Source organism: Blautia sp. BCRC 81119 (assembly GCF_003184505.1).
Lineage (GTDB): Bacteria > Bacillota > Clostridia > Lachnospirales > Lachnospiraceae > Blautia_A > Blautia_A fusiformis.
The window spans coordinates 1-19,137 of sequence record NZ_QJHD01000022.1 but is presented as its reverse complement, the minus strand read 5'-3'; the positions used below and the strand labels follow the sequence as shown (position 1 = coordinate 19,137).

14 protein-coding genes are annotated in these 19,137 nt (G+C 44.8%); 10 read left to right on the top strand and 4 right to left on the bottom strand.

Features of this window, described 5'->3' with window-relative positions; all coding sequences use genetic code 11:
* Positions 1-29: 29 nt before the first annotated feature.
* Positions 30-1,406, top strand: coding sequence for a radical SAM protein (locus DMI82_RS13355; RefSeq protein ID WP_021652466.1), 1,377 nt, complete (start codon positions 30-32; stop codon positions 1,404-1,406).
* 206 nt (positions 1,407-1,612) lie between these two features.
* A complete protein-coding gene (locus DMI82_RS13350) occupies positions 1,613-3,061 on the top strand; it encodes a uracil-xanthine permease family protein (RefSeq protein WP_044962082.1) in 1,449 nt (482 codons plus the stop codon).
* A gap of 375 nt (positions 3,062-3,436) precedes the next feature.
* Here DMI82_RS13350 and DMI82_RS13340 read toward each other — a convergent pair whose 3' ends face one another.
* A complete protein-coding gene (locus DMI82_RS13340; RefSeq protein WP_110103587.1) occupies positions 3,437-3,625 on the bottom strand; it encodes a hypothetical protein in 189 nt (62 codons plus the stop codon).
* 509 nt (positions 3,626-4,134) lie between these two features.
* A complete protein-coding gene (locus tag DMI82_RS13335) occupies positions 4,135-4,998 on the bottom strand; it encodes a class I SAM-dependent methyltransferase (protein WP_092069884.1) in 864 nt (287 codons plus the stop codon).
* Between the two features lie 392 nt (positions 4,999-5,390).
* Here DMI82_RS13335 and DMI82_RS13330 point away from each other — a divergent pair, with 392 nt between their 5' ends.
* From DMI82_RS13330 to DMI82_RS13310, 5 genes are all read left to right on the top strand, one after another.
* Positions 5,391-6,674, top strand: a complete 1,284-nt coding sequence (locus tag DMI82_RS13330; protein ID WP_021651427.1) for a hypothetical protein — start codon at positions 5,391-5,393, stop codon at positions 6,672-6,674.
* A gap of 72 nt (positions 6,675-6,746) precedes the next feature.
* Positions 6,747-8,147 carry a L,D-transpeptidase family protein gene (locus tag DMI82_RS13325; RefSeq protein ID WP_110103586.1) on the top strand — a complete coding sequence of 467 codons (1,401 nt, stop codon included), beginning with the start codon at positions 6,747-6,749 and terminating at the stop codon, positions 8,145-8,147.
* A gap of 67 nt (positions 8,148-8,214) precedes the next feature.
* Positions 8,215-9,255: a D-alanine--D-alanine ligase family protein gene (locus DMI82_RS13320; RefSeq protein ID WP_044961514.1), complete on the top strand. Its 1,041-nt coding sequence runs from the start codon at positions 8,215-8,217 to the stop codon at positions 9,253-9,255.
* A gap of 64 nt (positions 9,256-9,319) precedes the next feature.
* On the top strand, positions 9,320-10,708 hold the full coding sequence (locus DMI82_RS13315; protein ID WP_110103585.1) for a UDP-N-acetylmuramoyl-tripeptide--D-alanyl-D-alanine ligase: 1,389 nt from the start codon (positions 9,320-9,322) through the stop codon (positions 10,706-10,708).
* 149 nt (positions 10,709-10,857) lie between these two features.
* A complete protein-coding gene (locus tag DMI82_RS13310) occupies positions 10,858-11,457 on the top strand; it encodes a hypothetical protein (protein WP_110103584.1) in 600 nt (199 codons plus the stop codon).
* A 171-nt stretch (positions 11,458-11,628) separates the two neighbouring features.
* On the opposite strand, the gene DMI82_RS13305 is transcribed toward DMI82_RS13310, so the two are convergent.
* Positions 11,629-11,829: a hypothetical protein gene (locus DMI82_RS13305; protein WP_110103583.1), complete on the bottom strand. Its 201-nt coding sequence runs from the start codon at positions 11,827-11,829 to the stop codon at positions 11,629-11,631.
* Between the two features lie 32 nt (positions 11,830-11,861).
* Positions 11,862-12,128: a hypothetical protein gene (locus DMI82_RS13300; protein WP_015526267.1), complete on the bottom strand. Its 267-nt coding sequence runs from the start codon at positions 12,126-12,128 to the stop codon at positions 11,862-11,864.
* Positions 12,129-12,355: 227 nt separating this feature from the next.
* On the opposite strand from DMI82_RS13300, the gene DMI82_RS13295 reads away from it, so the two are divergent.
* From DMI82_RS13295 to DMI82_RS13285, 3 genes are all read left to right on the top strand, one after another.
* Complete coding sequence (locus DMI82_RS13295) at positions 12,356-14,614, top strand: hydratase (protein WP_110103582.1); 2,259 nt, start codon at positions 12,356-12,358, stop codon at positions 14,612-14,614.
* A 2,313-nt stretch (positions 14,615-16,927) separates the two neighbouring features.
* Positions 16,928-17,626 (top strand): RluA family pseudouridine synthase, encoded by a 699-nt coding sequence (locus tag DMI82_RS13290; RefSeq protein ID WP_092069748.1) that lies wholly within the window; start codon positions 16,928-16,930, stop codon positions 17,624-17,626.
* Positions 17,627-17,766: 140 nt separating this feature from the next.
* Positions 17,767-18,864: a substrate-binding domain-containing protein gene (locus tag DMI82_RS13285; protein ID WP_110103581.1), complete on the top strand. Its 1,098-nt coding sequence runs from the start codon at positions 17,767-17,769 to the stop codon at positions 18,862-18,864.
* Positions 18,865-19,137 lie beyond the last annotated feature (273 nt).

Below are 19,137 nucleotides of genomic sequence, written 5' to 3'. Positions count from 1 at the left end.
TTAGATAATAACATAGGAGGAAATAGAGTATGGGAATCGTAGACAAAGCAAAACAGGCAGCGATCGCAGCTACCGTAACAAAAGCACTGGATTATCTTGAGAAGGATCCGGAGACAAATATACCGAAGATCATGGAAATGGTTGATAAAGTAACACCGGATGGCTGGTATGCAGGACAGAGAAATGCGATCCGTCACTCCATCGAGGCAAAGGACAACTGGTATCAGCTGATCCTTCGTATGTATCAGCTGGATGCAGGCGTACGCCAGACATTTTTCCGCAACTTTATTGTAAATGCCAGTCTTAAGGGAAGTGCAACGCAGGAAAAGGTATCAGAAGAGAATGACTGCAATGTACCGTGGGCAATTCTTCTTGATCCTACCAGCGCATGTAACCTTCATTGCACAGGATGCTGGGCAGCAGAGTATGGCCACAAGCTGAACCTGGATCTTGAGACCATCGATTCTATCGTAAAACAGGGTAAAGAACTGGGAACCTATATGTACATCTACACAGGCGGTGAGCCACTGGTCCGCAAAAAGGATCTCATTAAGATCTGTGAGATGAATCCGGACTGCGAGTTCCTTTCCTTCACAAACGGAACTCTTATTGACGAAGAATTTTGTCAGGAAATGCTCCGTGTGAAAAACTTCGTTCCGGCTATCAGCCTTGAGGGAACAGAGGCAACTACAGACGGACGTCGTGGTGATGGTGTATATCAGAAGGTTATGCACGCCATGGAGCTTCTGAAGAGCCACGGCCTTCCGTTCGGTGTTTCCACATGCTACACATCCGCAAACGTAGATGCAGTAAGCAGTGAGGAGTATTTTGATCATCTGATCGAGTGCGGAGCTTATTTTGCATGGTTCTTCCACTATATGCCGGTTGGAAATGATGCAGCAGCAGATCTCCTCCCCACACCGGAGCAGAGAATCAAAATGTATGACAGCGTCCGCAGATTCCGTGCCACAAAATCTCTCTTCACTATGGACTTCCAGAACGATGCAGAGTATGTAGGCGGATGTATCGCAGGTGGCCGTCGTTACCTCCATATCAATGCAAACGGGGATGTGGATCCTTGTGTATTCATTCATTTCTCCAATGCGAACATTAAAGAATGTACACTCCTTGAGGCGCTGAAGAGCCCGATCTTTATGGAGTATCACAAGGGTCAGCCGTTCAACAAAAATATGCTTCGTCCATGTCCGATGCTTGAAAATCCTGAGCTTCTCCGCAAGATGGTTGAGCGTGCAGGAGCGAAATCTACAGATCTTCAGTCTCCGGAGACAGCGGAGCATCTCTGTGCAAAGTGTGATCATTATGCAGAGGTATGGAAGAAACAGGCAGATGAGCTCTGGAGTGAGAGCCAGGCGAAAAAAGCTGCAAAAAAATCAACAACTTGTTAATTAACACTTGATATAGATGTTGGGATACTGTATAATGAACCCGTTTTTCAGGAGTCTGAAATAACAGTTCAGATAAGAGTGTCGAAACAGAAGAGACACGATACGTGTACTGACAGATAACAGGGCGGTTATATTCAGCAGTGGGTATAACTGCCTTCTTTTTTATGTTATCGTCAGGACATAGGGAAAGAAAGGATGGATTCATTATGGAAAAACAGGAGAAAAACACAGCCAGCCCTTATGAGCTGGACGGACGCCCACCTCTTAAGGTGGCAATTCCCCTTGGACTGCAGCACGTGCTTGCCATGTTTGTGGGTAATCTTACCCCGCTTCTGATCATCACAGCTGCCTGCGGGATCGAAGCAGGAGGGGATCTTCAGGTTGCATTACTTCAGAATGCAATGCTGATCGCAGGAATTGTTACACTTGTACAGGTCTTTACGATCGGACCGGTCGGTGGCAAGCTTCCTATCGTTATGGGAACAAGTTCAGGCTTCATCGGCGTATGTCAGAGTGTTGCCGGAGTCATGGGAAATGGTGTCGTTGCCTATGGTTCGATCATGGCAGCCTGCTTTATCGGCGGTCTTTTTGAGACTGTTCTGGGAAGCTTTCTGAAACCCTTAAGAAAATTTTTCCCATCTGTTGTAACAGGTACAGTTGTACTTTCAATCGGTCTTTCACTGATCGGTGTGGGAATCAGCTCTTTCGGTGGCGGAAGCTCCGCAAAGGATTACGGTTCTCTTGAAAACCTTTTCGTAGGCTTTGTAGTTCTGATCGTGATCATTGTACTGAAACATGGAACAAAAGGCTTCACAAGCTTTTCTTCAATCCTCATCGGTATTATCGTGGGATACGTTCTGGTAAGTATCATGGCTATGGTACTTCCTACAACATTTACATATGTAGATGACACAGGTGCTACTGTGGAGGCTACAAAGGCCTGGGTTCTCAACTGGGACAAGGTTGCTCAGGCAAAATGGTTTGCGGTACCGGCACTGATGCCTGTAAAATGGGTGTTTGACGCACGTGCGATCGTGCCGATCCTGATCATGTTTATTGTAACTGCAGTTGAAACAGTTGGTGATATTTCCGGAATCACAGAGGGTGGTCTTGGAAGAGAGGCTACAGACAAAGAGCTTTCCGGTGGTGTTATGTGTGACGGACTTGGATCTTCCTTCGCAGCACTGTTCGGTGTGCTTCCGAACACATCCTTCAGTCAGAACGTTGGTCTGGTTGCAATGAATAAGGTTGTAAACCGTTTTTGTATCGCTACAGGAGGAATCTTCCTGATCGCATGCGGACTGTTCCCGAAGCTTGCAGCACTGATTTCCATCATGCCGCAGAGTGTTCTTGGCGGCGCTGCAGTTATGATGTTCTCATCTATTGTTGTCAGCGGTATCCAGTTAATCACCAAGTGGCCGATCGGACCGAGAAATGTTACGATCGTTTCCGTAGCACTTGGTCTTGGTTATGGACTTGGCTCCAATACAGCGATCCTGGTGCATCTGCCACAGGCGATCAGCCTGATCTTCGGCGGTTCCGGTATTGTTCCGGCAGCGGTATTTGCGATTATTCTTAATATTGTTCTTCCGAAGGATGAGAAGAGTGAGATTGAGAGAGCTGAGGAGATGCTGGAGAAGGTTAAGAATAAATAAAAAAGTGTAAGAATAAAAAGAGTTTTTTTCTTTTTTGAGACTGTTGGACTTTATTGGTCTGACGGTCTCTTTTTTTATATGTTTTTATTTTTTTTATTTTTAGGATAAAGGTTCGGCCTTTTGGAAGGCGGTAATTTGCGAGAAGGGGAAGCACTCGGAGTTGCGAAGGCCGTCTCCCCTTCTCGCGCTCTTCCCCTCCTGGCCACGCCGCTGTTCGGCGTTGTGGTGGGCGTGAATGTTCTGACAGGGTGCGGGATTCGGGGGTGTCGAGAAGGGGAGGCTGTGCCGATCTGTTGGGTGGTGGATAATAATAAAAAGGATCTGTAAAAGGCTAGATTTTACAAATAGTTCTGCCTTTTTCAGATCCTTTTTTTGTTAGTAATTGTAGGCTCCCTCATAAGCATTGCATCGTTCCTTCCGATGTCCCTGCTCTACACAGGAGCTGCACCGGTCACAAAATTCCTGTTCATAGCAGGTAGAACAGACACATCCCTTACAGGCATCCCGGTTATAAGCCGGCGTGCAGGTAAAAGGAAGAGTATCCTTCGTAGTTTCCGTACTCATAAAGATCACGCTCCTTTTTTTTATATTATAGACCTATCAAAAAAGCGTTTCAATACAAATAATCAGAAAATACAAAAAGATACCTGATAAAAAGTTACTGTTCACTCCGTTTTCAGTAATACGCTTTGTGATGCACAGAATTTATACTGATCGTATAAATTCGCGTGGTATGTCTCGGGCTTTCTGTGACCTTCGCTCACAAAAAACGCCTCGCGGAGTATTACCATTGAATAGTAAGGATAAAAATCGGCACAACGCTTCACATCCAACATAGTAGAATCCATCATCCCGCCAATACAGAATCACATTCCACAACGCAGAACAGCGGCGTGGCCAGGAGGGGAAGAGCGCGAGAAGGGGAGACGGCCTTCGCTAACTCCGAGTGCTTCCCCTTCTCGCAACCCTGCCCACGCCAAAGTGTCCCCTCGAAAGGAAAAAAACCAACTCACAGCAGTTCACAACAGCAGAAAAAAAGTGCCAGCTAATAAGGATGCCACAACATCCTTATCCTACCGGGAGGAGCTCCACCGTCCGGAAGCTCCGCAAGGAAGAACCAGACCACTTTCTGTTACAGGAAGTCCGATCTCCTGTGACTCCACATTACCCTTCCAGGGCTTCAGCTCCGTAGCAAGCATATAAGTCAGAACAGCCGGTGCAAGACCTGTAGTATAGGAATTTACCAGGAAAAACAGCGGATCATCACTGAGGATCTTCGTACAAAGCTTGATCAGCGGATGGATCGCATCCTCGATCTTCCAGATCTCGCCCTTAGGTCCGCGGCCGTAAGAAGGCGGGTCCATAATGATCGCATCGTAATGATTTCCTCTGCGGATCTCACGCTCTACGAACTTCACGCAGTCATCCACAAGCCAGCGGATCGGCGCACCGGAAAGTCCGGAAGCAGCAGCATTCTCTTTTGCCCAGTTCACCATACCCTTGGAAGCGTCCACGTGAGTAACGGAAGCGCCGGCTGCAGCTGCAGCCAGAGTAGCGCCGCCGGTATAGGCAAAAAGATTTAAGACCTTGATCGGGCGTCCTGCATTGCGGATCTTTTCACCGAACCAGTCCCAGTTCACAGCCTGCTCCGGGAAAAGTCCTGTATGCTTGAAGCTGAAAGGCTTCAGATTAAAAGTAAGGTCCTTGTAATGAAGCTCCCACTGATGAGGCAGATCAAAGAACTCCCACTCACCGCCGCCACGGCTGCTTCTGTGATAATGTCCGTTCATATGCTTCCAGCCACGGTTTTTGCGGGGAGTATCCCAGATTACCTGCGGGTCCGGACGAACCAGAAGATAATCCCCCCAGCGCTCCAGCTTTTCTCCTTTTGATGTATCAATAACTTCATATTCTTTCCATCCATCTGCAATCCACATGATGATCAATACCTCTTTCATAATAGTAAATTTATAAGATATATATAGCATTTTTATATAGCATTTCCGGAGATTACTGTACCAGATCCGGCTGATCGGGACATGAATCCATAAAAACGCCATAATAATGTTTTTTCCAGTATAGAGGAAAAATGGATGCTGTGCAAGAGAAGTACAGGATTTTCCACGAAAGATTTGACAACAGCGCTTTTACATACTAAAATGTACGCAGAGATTTTCTGCCGGGCAGAGGCTTCCCGCTTCCGTGAAACTGTGGCTGTTTTTTGCGGAAGAGATTTTGCAGAGAATTCCTGACAGACAGAAATCGTTAACAGAAGAAACACAGCAACCGCAGATATGAAACTGTGCACAAAAAGAGGAGAAGCAAACTTATGAAAAAATATTGTGAGATGAGCAGGGAAGAGCTACTCGATTTAAAGAAAGAACTTGACCGTGAGTTCGACGAGATCAAAGCCGAAGGTCTGGCACTGGATATGTCCCGTGGTAAACCTGCACCGGATCAGCTTGATCTTTCCATGAAAATGATGGAAGTACTTGCAGGGGATGCAGATCTGAAATGTGAGACCGGTGTGGACTGCCGTAACTATGGAGTCATCGACGGAATCCCGGAAGCCAAGAGACTTCTCGGTGAGATGTCAGAGGTAGAGCCAGAGAATATCATCATCTATGGTAACTCCAGTCTGAACGTAATGTTCGATACCATTGCACGTTCCTATTCCCACGGAGTAATGGGAAATACACCATGGTGCAAGCTTGACAAGGTGAAATTCCTCTGTCCTGTACCAGGATACGACCGTCATTTTCGTATCACAGAATTTTTCGGCATTGAGATGATCAACATTCCGATGTCTCCGGAAGGTCCGGATATGGACATGGTTGAGAAATATGTCAATGAAGATCCGGCAGTAAAAGGAATCTGGTGTGTTCCGAAATATTCCAATCCGCAGGGCTACACCTATTCCGAAGAAACAGTTAAGCGTTTTGCGCATCTGAAGCCGGCTGCACCGGACTTCCGTATTTACTGGGATAACGCTTACAGCATCCATCATCTCTATGATGACAATCAGGATTTCCTTCTTGAGATTCTTGATGAGTGTGCGAAAGCAGGAAATCCGGACATTGTTTATAAATTTACTTCTACCTCCAAGGTAAGCTTCCCTGGTTCCGGTATCGCAGCAGTTGCTGCATCCAAGGCGAACCTGGATGACTTCCGCAAATACATGACTGTACAGACCATCGGACACGACAAACTGAACCAGCTTCGTCACGTTCGTTTCTTCAAAGATATCAACGGACTGCATGAGCATATGAAGAAACACGCAGACATCCTTCGTCCGAAATTCGAGCTTGTTCTCGCAACACTGGATAAAGAGCTTAACGGACTTGGAATCGGTGAGTGGACCAAACCTCACGGCGGATATTTCATTTCCTTTGATTCTATGGAAGGCTGTGCGAAAGCCATCGTTGCCAAAGCAAAAGAAGCAGGCGTTGTTATGACTGGAGCGGGCGCAACCTATCCATATGGAAAGGACCCGAAAGACAGTAATATCCGTATTGCACCAAGCTACCCAAGCGTTGAGGAGCTTGGCAAGGCAGCAGAGGTATTTGTTCTCTGTGTGAAGCTTGTAAGTGTGGAAAAACTTCTGGAGAAATAAATCGATCACATCAGACTGCCCGGTATTTCAGCATGCGTAATACCGGGCAGTCATAACTATTGGAGAGAGCTCATGGATGAGGAAAAAGAAAAAATGAAAACAGGCAAAAAGTTGGTCATTGCACTGATCATGATCCTGCTGATCCTTACAGCAGGGGCTTATGGATATGGTGTACACTATTTTACAGATCATTTTTTGCCGGGATCTCAGGTGAATGGTTTTAACTGCTCCTATAAAACTGCAGATGAAACAGAAAAGCTTCTTGCAAAGGAAGTGCAGGCATATGTTCTTACCGTTGATACAAGAAACAACGGAAAAGAGAGTATTACCGCAAAAGAAGCCGGACTGGTCTACAAGCCGGATGACGGAGCCAAAAAGCTGATCAAGAAACAGGACCGGTACAAATGGTTCCTTGCTTTTAATCAGAAGAAAAAATATACACTGGCAACGGATACTGCTTATGAAGATCAGAACAAACTGACAGAGGCTGTGAAGAATCTGAAATGCATGCAGAAGGACAATATGGAAAAGCCTGCAGACGCATGCATTAAGGATAATGGCGAAACCTACGAGATCCAGCCGGAAAAAGAAGGAACGACCCTGGATACAAAAAAGGTTCAGAAGGTGATCCGTGCAGCTGTTTCCGCAGGAGACAAAACAGTTAGTCTGGAAAAGAAAAACTGCTACAAAAAACCATCGATATATAAAGACGATGAAGCTCTGAAAAAAGATTGTGACCAGATGAACAAGCTTACCAGCTGCGTGATCACCTATGATTTTTCGGACCGGTCGGAACAACTTGACCGAAATACCATCAAAGACTGGCTGGTCAGGGACGCAAACGGAGATTATATAGTAAATAAAGATCAGGTTGCAGCTTATGTGAACAGCCTGGGATATAAATATGATACCTTTGGTTGCACGAGGACATTTACCACTTACGATGGCCGCCAGAAAACCATCAAGGGCGGTGATTACGGATGGGCTATCGATCAGACCACAGAGACTGAATGGCTTTATAATGCCATTCTTGCAGGAACTACAGAAGTGAGACAGCCGGCGTATGCTTACAGTGGACTTTGCAGAGATACCAATGATATCGGAAATACATATGTAGAGATTGACCTGACCAACCAGAGAATGGTATTCTATAAAGACGGACAGCTTCTGGTAGATACACCGGTAGTTACCGGCTGTGTCCGAAAGGGCCATTCCACACCGACCGGATGCTTTGCACTGGATGCCATGCGTTCACCGGCAGTTTTGAAGGGACCTGGATATGCATCACCGGTTACATACTGGATGCCGTTTTCCGGAGGAGTCGGAATCCATGACGCAAGCTGGCGTTCACAGTATGGCGGGCAGATCTATATCACAAATGGTTCTCATGGCTGTGTAAACACCCCGAAGGATAAGGCGGCAATCATTTATAATAATATTAGTGTAGGAGTACCAATCGTAGTTTATGAATAAGAGATTAAAAGAAATATTAAAAGAATACGAAAAAAGAAAACACAAGATCATCAAGGGAGATGAAAGTATGAATATCGTTGTATTGGCAGGCGGAACCAGTACAGAAAGAGAGATCTCCATCGTAACAGGAACCGGTGTCTGCAAGGCACTTCGTAAGAAAGGCCATAATGCCATTCTTGTAGATATTTTCTGCGGACTGGAGCCGGTGGACTGGGATGAGCCCTTTGGAGATAAAGATTATGAGGTAGATTCTGCGGCAGAGTATATGAGAAGCTTCGATGATGATATCGAAGAGATCAAACGCACAAGAAGAAGCTTTTTCGGACCGAATGTACTGGAATTGTGTCAGGCAGCAGACATTGTATTTATGGGACTTCACGGTTCCAACGGAGAGGATGGAAAGGTTCAGGCAACCTTCGATCTTCTGGGGATCCGTTACACAGGAACCGGATATTTAAGCAGTGCCCTTGCTATGGATAAGGGCCTCACCAAGAAGATCTTTCTCATGGATCAGGTACCGACACCGAAGGGCGTTTCCATGCTGAAAGAAAACTGTACAAGAAACATCCATGATCTTGGTATGGAATTTCCTGTTGTTGTAAAAACATGCTGCGGTGGTTCCAGCGTAGGTGTTTATATTGTAAACAACCAGAAAGAATATGAGGATGCCATTGATGGTGCTTATTCTTATGAAGATGAGGTAGTTGTTGAAGAGTATATCAGGGGGCGTGAGTTTTCCGTTGCAGTTGTAGACGGAAAGGCTTATCCGATCATCGAGATCGCACCGAAGCAGGGCTTTTATGATTACAAGAACAAATATCAGGCAGGCTCCACAGTAGAAACCTGTCCGGCTGAGATCTCACCGGAACTGACCGAGAAAATGCAGCATTATGCGGAAGCTGGCGCAAAGGCTCTCTGCATTGAGGGCTATGCACGTTTTGACTTCATGATGAAAGAAAACGGTGATATGTACTGCCTGGAGGCAAACACACTTCCGGGAATGACACCCACCAGTCTGATCCCGCAGGAAGCAAAGGTCCTGGGAATCGACTATCCGGACCTCTGTGAAGAACTGATCCGCATTTCTTTTAAGAAATACAGCAAATAAAATATCTGACCGTAACTCCTCCTGTTGACAGGAGGAGTTTCTGGCAAAAGAAAGGATTTTATTCATGAAAAATCTTACATTGGAAAATATCACAAAAGTCTGCAATGGTATTTACCACGGCCCGCAGGAAAAACTTCAGGAGGAAGTGACTGCGATCACAACGGACAGCCGTAAGGTGGAAAAAGGAGGTCTTTTTGTACCGGTAGTAGGAGAGCGTGTGGATGCTCACCGTTTTATCCCGCAGGTAATGGAAGCAGGTGCACTCGCGACCTTATCCGAGAGAACTCTTGAAGGGGCGGATCATCCGTATATCCAGGTAGGCTCCTCCCTTCAGGCAGTAAAGGACATTGCGGAGTTTTATCTGGAGCAGCTTGATATTCCTGTTGTGGGAATCACAGGAAGCGTTGGAAAGACCAGCACAAAAGAGGTGATCGCCTCTGTGCTGAAGGAAAAATACTGTACACTGAAAACCCAGGGGAATTTCAACAATGAGCTGGGACTTCCACTGACAGTATTCCGCCTTCGTGATGAAGATGAGATCGCAGTTCTGGAAATGGGAATCAGTGATTTCGGTGAGATGACCCGTCTTGCAAAGATCGCAAAACCGGACACCTGCGTGATCACAAACATCGGAACCTGCCATTTGGAAAACCTTGGAGACAGAGACGGCGTCCTGAAGGCAAAAACAGAGATTTTTCAGTATGTGAAGAGAAATATCGTACTTAACGGTGATGATGATAAGCTTTCCACAGTAAAGGAATACAACGGCATGCAGCCGGTATTTTTCGGAAACGGAGAAAATGCTTCTGTTACCTGTGAAAATGTGGAAAGCCGTGGCCTGAAGGGAATGAGCTGTGACATCTGTCTGAAGGGAAAAATGGCAGAGAACGGAGAACTCCAGACATTTCATGTAGATATTCCAATGCCGGGACGTCATATGGTATCCAATGCACTGGCAGCAGCAGCTGTGGGCAGACTTTACGGACTGAATGCAGAGCAGATCAAAAATGGCATCGAAAGCCTGGAACCGGTCAGCGGAAGATTCAATATGATCGAGACCGATAAATTCATGATCGTAGATGACTGCTACAACGCAAATCCCATGTCCATGAAGGCTTCCCTGGATGTTCTTCAGGACGGACTTGGAAGAAAGGTTGCCATTCTTGGCGATATGGGTGAGCTTGGAACGGATGAAGCTGCACTTCATGAAGGTGTAGGCATTCATGCAGGTCAGTGCAGGATCGATGCATGCATCTGCGTAGGACCACTTGCAGCCCATATCGCGGAAAAGGCATCTCAGACCAATCCGGATCTGACAGTCATCCGGGAAAAAGATCTGGAAAGCCTTCTTAAGAACCTGAACACATATGTGAAACCTGGAGATACCATCCTCGTAAAGGCTTCTCACTTCATGAAATTTGAAAATGTAGTCAAAGCACTGCAGGAAATGTAAAAAGACCGAAAACAGGGGCAGCATTTGACGAACGAAAATTCTTTCCAGTTAAGTTATATAGAAGTATAATATTCCTAAGGCGATGAGCAGTGCGGCTATAGAACAAAAGCACGCTCAGGCACTGTGCGGCAGTGAAAAAGGGAGGGCTTATGCTGGAGATGATCATGAAGCTGAACATCCCGCTTTACGTCATGACATCCATGGGATGTATCGGCGGTCTGGGGATGCTGGCAACAAACCTTACCTACCGAAGAATGATCCGAAATACGCAGCGATTACAGAATCTCAAAGAAAAATGGCTGAACCTGTGGAAGTCAAGGGACAGGCTCTGGCATCGGATGAACCGATTTGTATGGTATCCGTCACTGTTTTGTACATTTCTTCTGGGACTGTCTGTTTTTCTCAACAGCAGACTGGGATACAGGGAAGGATTGTCTATGCTTTATCTTTATATAGGGGCGGCAGTGCCGGTAGTACTGCTTCTTCTTCGTCAGGCATTGGACTTTTCTTATAAGGAAGAGCTTGTGATGGCTTCTCTTGCAGATTATGTGGAACAGGTCCGTACCTGGGTGGAGGAAGTACCGGTCGCAGAAAAGCCGGATTCTGTTCTGCAGGAAGAGATCGTAGATAAGATCACCAGAAGTATCCGTCAGACGGCTGCTACCGGAAGCCACTTCAGCAAGATGCTTTCTCCGGAGGAGGAAGAGATCATGCGGGAGATCATACGGGAATTTATGAATGCAGAGTAAAAACATATCCCGGTATATTTGAGAAAATACAGAAATGTACACAAAGATATTCCGGAATAAGGAAACCGGATGCAAAAAAAACTCTCCGGCAGATACGATTCTCTGTATCCGCCGGAGAGCTTTTTTATGTATGCAGTTGTGTAAGATAAGGAATTTATCAGCTATACCTTATCAACCCATGGAGATCGGGCCGCCGCGGAGCTTTCCGGCTGTGGTGATCCTCTTGATCGCAACCATGTAAGCTGCCATACGGAGCGTTACGTTTTTCTCCTGGCTGAGAGCATAAACTTCATTAAAAGCAGTAAGCATGATCTTCTGAAATATACCTCCCAGATTGGGGATTTCTGAAAAAAGAGGACGCAGGATAAGCATTCGTGGCTTTCCTGCGTCCTTTTATATGTTACTCAGTCTTCCTCGATCACCTGGATCTCCAGGTAGTCGAATTCAATATGTTCAATGAAATTATCCTGATAAAAGCGGGCCTTATCATGCTTTTTGAAATCCCGCACTGTGGCATCCAGCCAGATAGGATTTCCCAGATCCATCTGATAACAGATTTCCTCAAGTCCGTGAAAGATCTTGTGGGTTCTGGTATCATCGCTGTCATCACAGACAACGGTGTCCTGAAGCATGCGATTGTCTTTCCATATTTTTCCCCATAAACGAAACATAAACAGTACCTCCGTATTGAAACTGCCACAGCCGGCAGAATATGAATATCCGTCCGATATGGTCTTCAGTATAGCGGATTTTGCAGGGAAAGTAAAGCACAGGACAATAACGCTTGTACGCAAAACAATGCACCAGTCGTGATCACTTTTATTGACTAATGTGTAAAAATCCTCTATAATAAACGAAATTATGAAAAAAAGAATCATTACAGATTGGAGGAACCGAAATGAAACTTTACGATACCGGCGTTTATCTTCAGAACGGACAGGAAATCATTCCCGAGAACCAGGCTGATCTGCCTGTAGCGAAAGAAGAGGCTGCTAAGAATACCATCGCATATTCTATTCTCAAGGCTCATAATAAATCCGATAACATGGAGAAACTTCAGATCAAATTCGATAAACTGACTTCCCATGATATCACATTTGTGGGAATCATCCAGACTGCAAGAGCTTCAGGACTTGAGAAGTTCCCGGTACCATATGTACTGACCAACTGCCATAACTCCCTCTGTGCAGTAGGCGGAACCATCAATGAAGATGACCACATGTTTGGTCTCACCTGTGCCAAAAAGTACGGCGGAGTTTATGTACCGCCTCATCAGGCAGTTATCCATCAGTTTGCAAGAGAAATGCTTGCAGGCGGCGGAAAGATGATCCTCGGTTCCGACAGTCATACAAGATACGGAGCACTTGGAACCATGGCTATGGGAGAGGGCGGACCGGAGCTTGTAAAACAGCTTCTCTGCCAGACATACGATATTAATATGCCAGGAGTAGTTGCTATTTATCTGAAAGGTGCTCCACGTCCGGGTGTAGGACCGCAGGATGTTGCGCTTGCCATCATCGGCGAGGTTTTTGCCAACGGCTATGTGAAGAATAAGGTTATGGAGTTCGTTGGACCAGGCGTTGCCAGCTTAAGCGCAGATTTCCGTATCGGTGTTGATGTTATGACAACAGAAACCACATGTCTTTCCTCCATCTGGCAGACAGATGCGAAGATCGAGGAATTCTATGCGATCCACGGAAGACCGGAGGATTATAAAGAACTGAAACCGGGCAACGTTGCATACTATGACGGCTGTGTAGAGATCGACCTCAGTGAGATCAAACCAATGATCGCAATGCCGTTCCACCCAAGTAACACCTACACCATCGATGAGCTGAAGGCAAACCTTGACGATATCCTTGCAGATGTGGAGAAGAGAGCACAGGTAAGTCTTGACGGAAAGATTCCGTTCACATTGAGAGACAAGGTAGTTGATGGCAAGCTTTATGTTGAGCAGGGAATCATCGCCGGCTGTGCAGGCGGTGGATTCGAGAATATCTGCGCTGCAGCAGATATCCTCAAGGGCAAAAATATCGGCCATGATGCCTTCACCTTAAGTGTATACCCGGCAAGTACTCCAATCTACATGGAACTGGCTAAGAATGGTGTTCTTGCAGAACTGATCGGAACAGGCGCAGTTGTGAAAACTGCATTCTGCGGACCATGCTTCGGCGCCGGAGATACACCTGCAAACAATGCATTCAGTATCCGTCATACAACCAGAAACTTCCCGAACCGTGAAGGCTCCAAGATCCAGAACGGTCAGATTTCTTCAGTTGCACTTATGGATGCACGTTCCATTGCAGCTACAGCAGCAAACAAGGGATTCCTTACCTCAGCAGAGGAGTTTGACGGAAGCTATTCCGAGCATAAATACTACTTCGATAAGTCTATCTACGAGAACCGTGTATTTGACAGCAAGGGCGTGGCAGATCCAAGCGTAGAGATCCAGTTTGGACCGAATATCAAAGACTGGCCGGAGATGGCTGCACTTGCAGACAACCTGATCCTGAAGGTTGTTTCCGAGATCCACGATCCGGTTACTACCACTGACGAGTTGATTCCGTCCGGTGAGACATCCTCCTACCGTTCCAATCCGCTTGGACTTGCAGAGTTCACACTGTCCAGAAAGGATCCGGCTTATGTTGGCCGTGCAAAAGAGATCCAGGCAGCACAGAAGGCGATCCAGGCAGGTAACTGCCCGGCAGAGGCTGTTCCGGAACTGAAACCGGTTATTAAAACCATCAACAAGACTTATCCGGATGTAGATAAGACCAACCTTGGCGTAGGAAGTACCATCTTTGCAGTGAAACCGGGCGATGGCTCTGCCAGAGAGCAGGCTGCATCCTGCCAGAAGGTACTTGGCGGCTGGGCAAACATTGCCAATGAGTATGCAACCAAGAGGTATCGTTCCAATCTGATCAACTGGGGTATGCTTCCATTCCTGATCCCGTCCGGAGATCTTCCGTTCAAGAATGGTGATTATCTGTTCTTCCCGGGAATCCGCAAGGCGGTTGAGGAAAAAGCAGACGTGATCAAGGGATATACTGTTGAAGGTGATGCTCTGAAGGAGTTCGATGTAACTCTGGGTGAGCTGACAGATGATGAGAGAGAGATCATCCTTAAGGGTTGTCTGATCAATTATAATCGTAGATAGATGCAGGGATTGAACACATATAGAGCGTGAAGGTGATGGAAGTGTGTTCATGAATATGCTGCAGAGCGGAATATAGTAATTTAAGAATTTCCGTGTTGTTTTGCAGACTGGTGACCGTTTTAATCGAGGTTGCCGGTCTGCTTTTTTGTTTTTGGAGTGTGGTTGTGGGACATTTTTAAGGTTATGGATATTTGGTTATGGGATGTGGACGATGCGGACGCGTGAGGTGTCCTGTGGGGAGCAGAGGCTGTCGTTTCGCCTGGTCATACTAAGCGTCTGAGGCAACCTGTGAAAAGGCCGGCCCATAACTCGCCATGTACGCTGATGCGTACCTGGCTCAGACAGATGGGCCTTATTCTGCGGCCTGTATCCGCAGAATACCTTTCCACAGGTCACCTCAGCCGCCAAGTATGACCAAAGGCTCACTCCGAAGCCCCTGCTCCCCACAGGACACCTCACGCTGACATTCCCAGAGACAAATCCCAGCCCCGGTAAAAATATCAAGAAAAGCTCAACAAATGATGACCGTCTCAACACTCTTCGTTATTCAATTTTTCTTCTTCTTCGTTCTTTCGAATAAAGTTTATCTCAATCCCCTGCAAACATTGCAAAGTACAAACATTGCAATGTTTGCAGTGCCAATACAGTCACACAGAAACTTTTCTAACTAACTTTCCATGTTCGAAAGTCAGGGCGGGAAGGACGGGAGGGGCGGGTGACTCTGCAGGAGTCGTAGTACTTCTTAGGCCGCGGGGAGGCTGCGTTGCTGGAAAAATCCCAGCTGTTTGAGCGTTAGCGAGTTCTGGGATTTTTTCAGCGGTTTTAGCAGAATCCCCGCAGCCTTAGAAGCACTAGACCTCCGAAGCCTCACCCGCCCCGCCCGTCCTTCCCGTCCGTCCGTTCGCGACATATACCCTACCTTCACAACTTCACAATAGTATAAATTAACAGAAAATAATAAAAAATACAAACAAATTATAAAATATAAACACATAACAAAACAAATAAATAAAAATAATAGCATAAAAACACAAAAATGTATTGACAAATACACGCAACGATGTTATTATAAGACCATCAAAAACAACAAGAGAAAAACAAAAAACAAAAAAGAAAATCATTCAATTCATAGCATAGATGCACATGAAGGATGAAGAAAGGAAAAGGTGATTCCAGTGGGAACATAAACAAACACCATCATCAATATGAGAGTGACAGGAACCGGATTTCCTGCAAGAAAGACCTGATACAGATCACATATGATACACCTTAAGAAAACAGAAGTTTCTTTTATGAAATATAAATAAGATCCTCTTAAATCTTACTTATATTTTAAGAAATCAGAAACAAAAGGAAATCAGTATTTCAGGTAATATAGAATCGGTAACTCATATTGAACAACTGTCACACACCTGATACAAAGATTTCAGGAAATATGTAAAGAAATATTTCCCGAAAGAGTAAAACCCTCAACTCACCGGTTCGTTGGAAAGAAGAGATTCCAAGAACAAACGTGAAGATGAGAACGATACTTTGAAATGCATATCAGAACCATTAGGATATGGATTGAAGCTTTGCATCAGAAGAATATCTGAGAGGATATTAAAAATAGAAGAATCGGGCAGGAACTTTTTTCCAGGATACTTTAAAGAACTGCAGAGGAGAAAATCCCAATAGGTCGATTTGAATCAGCAGATTGCAAAGTACAGAGATGACAAATGGTTTTGAATTTAAGAAGTTAAGTCCAGAATTGTTTAGTGAACAGGAAAAAGTATAACCACCGAAATTCTTCAGATAAACAGGAAATCAAACATCGTAAAAAATGATTTCTGATCTATAAAACTTTCTAAATAATCGAAAAGATATACTTACATATATCAGTCGTTTATGAGCAGGAAATAAAAAAGAAGAGAGAATCTGAAAAAGAAAAATTTCAAAATTGAATAAGGAGAATCGAAATTATTTTATAAAGTATATAAAATCAAAGATTTCGATTGATAAGTATAATAAGTATAACAAGAAAACTTTATTCGAAAGAACGAAGAGGAAGAAAAATTGAATAACGAAGAGTGTTGAGACGGTCATCATTTTTGGAAACTGTAAAAGTAAAAAAAGTGATGACCGTCTCGTTGTGTATATAAGATTGCATATATTAAGTATATAACCGTTCCGAAAAGCCCTGGATAAAATAATATGATCCGAGCAGAGAGCAAAATTTTCGATCAGAGATTTTCCGAACAGTTATATTTATCAGTTGCCATCAAAAACATCATCAGTTATACTTCTGTGAGAAAGGAAGTAAGATGAGAAAATATGTGGAATTATCAGATTGAAGAAAATATTTTATATGAAGACAAAGAGATCCTTGTGTGCAGAAAAACAGCAGGAATGCCGGTGCAGGCAGCAAAAATAGGAACAATGGATATGGAAAGTGCTCTGAAAAATTATCTGGCACAAAAAACACCGGGAAAGATCCCATATCTGGGAGTAGTACATCGCCTTGATCAGCCGGTAGAAGGCATTCTTGTATTTGCGAAAACATCCGAAGCAGCAGGAAATTTGAGTAAACAGATGATGGCAGGAGGCGCCGGAAAATATTACCTGGCAGTAACAGAGGGAAAAGCAAAGAGCTCAGAAGGGACTCTTACAGACTATCTGAAAAAAAATGGAAAAGCCAACATGTCTCAGGTGGTGTCTGCCAATACACCGGGAGCAAAAAAAGCGATCCTTCACTATAAAGTTCTGGATCAGCAGGAGATAAACGGAAAATCCCGGACACTTCTTAAGATCAGGCTGGAAACAGGTCGGCATCATCAGATCCGTGTGCAGCTCTCTCATGAGGGACTGCCCCTTCTTGGAGACCGGAAATATAATCCTTCGGGAGAAAAAGGTACATCACTGGGACTTTGTTCCAGTTGTCTGGAATTCAAACACCCCAGAACAGGAAAAATGATGAAGTTTGAAACAGAGCCACAGGGAAGCGCGTTTCTGGATTTTGTGAAAAAAGTGTAAAAACTCTGGACGGAAATACGAAAAAGTGTATAATGTAAAAAGCAAGTAACCAAATGTAAGATTTTTGTAAAGTATAAGTTACTGTGGACGGACAAGGCAGACGATAAAGAACAGTAACCAGCGAGGAAGAGGAGATTACAATGAAAAGAGCTGCAGTAGCGTCAGCAGCCTTGTTGGCTGTGGCAACCCTGCTGACAGGCTGTCAGAAAGAAGAAGTAGAAAAGCTTGTTGCACCGATTGTAGCAGATGTCCAGGAAACCCCTGAAGCAACCGAAGTGGAAGAAGAAAAAAGCCCGCTGATCCCTGAGATCGATGACACTCTTTCTATTGAAGAAGGTGCCAGAATAGCTGTTGTCAGCAAAAGCAAAAAAGGCGAGTTCTGGAATAAAGTAAAAGAAGGAATGGAAGCTGCTGTCAAGGACGTAAATGAGGCGTATGGTTTCAAAAAAGACAAGCAGATCACGATGACCTTTGAGGGTCCGGATGATGAAGAGGACGTAGAAAGTCAGATCAATACTCTTGATGCAGTGATCGCTGAGAATCCATCTGTAGTGTGTCTTTCTGCCGGAGATATGGATTCCTGTCAGGCACAGCTGGAAGCAGCGAAAGAGAACGGAATTCCGGTGGTCGCATTTGATTCCAATGTCAGTGATACAAAGCTGGTCAGAGCTTTCCGTGGAACAGACAATACACAGATCGGCAAATATGCAGCATATAAGCTTGGCAGCGCCATTGGAAAAATGGGAAATGTGGCTGTTTTTTCCGCACAGGAGAAAACACAGAGCGCGCAGGAGCGTGTAAAAGGATTTCTGGATAATATTGCAAATTATACGGATATTAAAGTGGTGGAAACCGTATATTCTGACCAGGTTGATGATATGAAGGAAGCCATGAAGGAAGTTCTGGATAAATATCCGGCATTGGATGGTGTTTTCTGCACCAATGCCGAGGTTTCTGAAATGTTTCTGGAGGTAAATAAGGACACAGGAGAAAATAAAGTTGCTATAGTAGGCGTAGATGCAACCAGCAAACAGCAGGAAGCGATCCAGAAAGGGGAAGAACTGGGAGTGCTTTCACAGAATCCTTATGCGATGGGATATCAGACCATGTGGGCGGCTATTCAGTCTACTGCACCGAAGAAGGAAACAAAGATTGATAAGAAGGTTTTACTTGATCCGGTATGGATCGATGCTGAGAATATCAAAAGCGAAGACATTGCAAATTACCTGTACAATTAACAAATAGAACAGATAGCCACTGTAGGTCGGGTGAATAGGTTAGTCCGCATTCACCGTCTGTTCATAATTGAAAGCCATCAGCCCGATGAAGATGTAAAAAACATTTTCATCGGGCTGATGGCTTTTTTGAATAAAAATAAAAAATATGAATAGAATACTATAAATGAGCAAATTTGAAAAATTGCACAAAACTACACTGCGAATTTCATAAATGAATCAAAATCATTGCTTTCCTTTGCGCATTGAAAAAGATAACGATACTTTTCCAGCTGA

Bases quoted from the DNA above. Each gene is read 5' to 3' on its own strand.
- DMI82_RS13315 (WP_110103585.1), top strand. From the start codon at position 9,320: ATGAAAAATCTTACATTGGAAAATATCACAAAAGTCTGCAATGGTATT.
- DMI82_RS13320 (WP_044961514.1), top strand. From the start codon at position 8,215: ATGAATATCGTTGTATTGGCAGGCGGAACCAGTACAGAAAGAGAGATC.
- DMI82_RS13285 (WP_110103581.1), top strand. From the start codon at position 17,767: ATGAAAAGAGCTGCAGTAGCGTCAGCAGCCTTGTTGGCTGTGGCAACC.
- DMI82_RS13310 (WP_110103584.1), top strand. From the start codon at position 10,858: ATGCTGGAGATGATCATGAAGCTGAACATCCCGCTTTACGTCATGACA.
- DMI82_RS13300 (WP_015526267.1), bottom strand. From the start codon at position 12,128: ATGTTTCGTTTATGGGGAAAAATATGGAAAGACAATCGCATGCTTCAG.
- DMI82_RS13335 (WP_092069884.1), bottom strand. From the start codon at position 4,998: ATGTGGATTGCAGATGGATGGAAAGAATATGAAGTTATTGATACATCA.
- DMI82_RS13325 (WP_110103586.1), top strand. From the start codon at position 6,747: ATGGATGAGGAAAAAGAAAAAATGAAAACAGGCAAAAAGTTGGTCATT.
- DMI82_RS13305 (WP_110103583.1), bottom strand. From the start codon at position 11,829: ATGCTTATCCTGCGTCCTCTTTTTTCAGAAATCCCCAATCTGGGAGGT.
- DMI82_RS13290 (WP_092069748.1), top strand. From the start codon at position 16,928: ATGTGGAATTATCAGATTGAAGAAAATATTTTATATGAAGACAAAGAG.
- DMI82_RS13295 (WP_110103582.1), top strand. From the start codon at position 12,356: ATGAAACTTTACGATACCGGCGTTTATCTTCAGAACGGACAGGAAATC.
- DMI82_RS13340 (WP_110103587.1), bottom strand. From the start codon at position 3,625: ATGAGTACGGAAACTACGAAGGATACTCTTCCTTTTACCTGCACGCCG.
- DMI82_RS13355 (WP_021652466.1), top strand. From the start codon at position 30: ATGGGAATCGTAGACAAAGCAAAACAGGCAGCGATCGCAGCTACCGTA.
- DMI82_RS13330 (WP_021651427.1), top strand. From the start codon at position 5,391: ATGAAAAAATATTGTGAGATGAGCAGGGAAGAGCTACTCGATTTAAAG.
- DMI82_RS13350 (WP_044962082.1), top strand. From the start codon at position 1,613: ATGGAAAAACAGGAGAAAAACACAGCCAGCCCTTATGAGCTGGACGGA.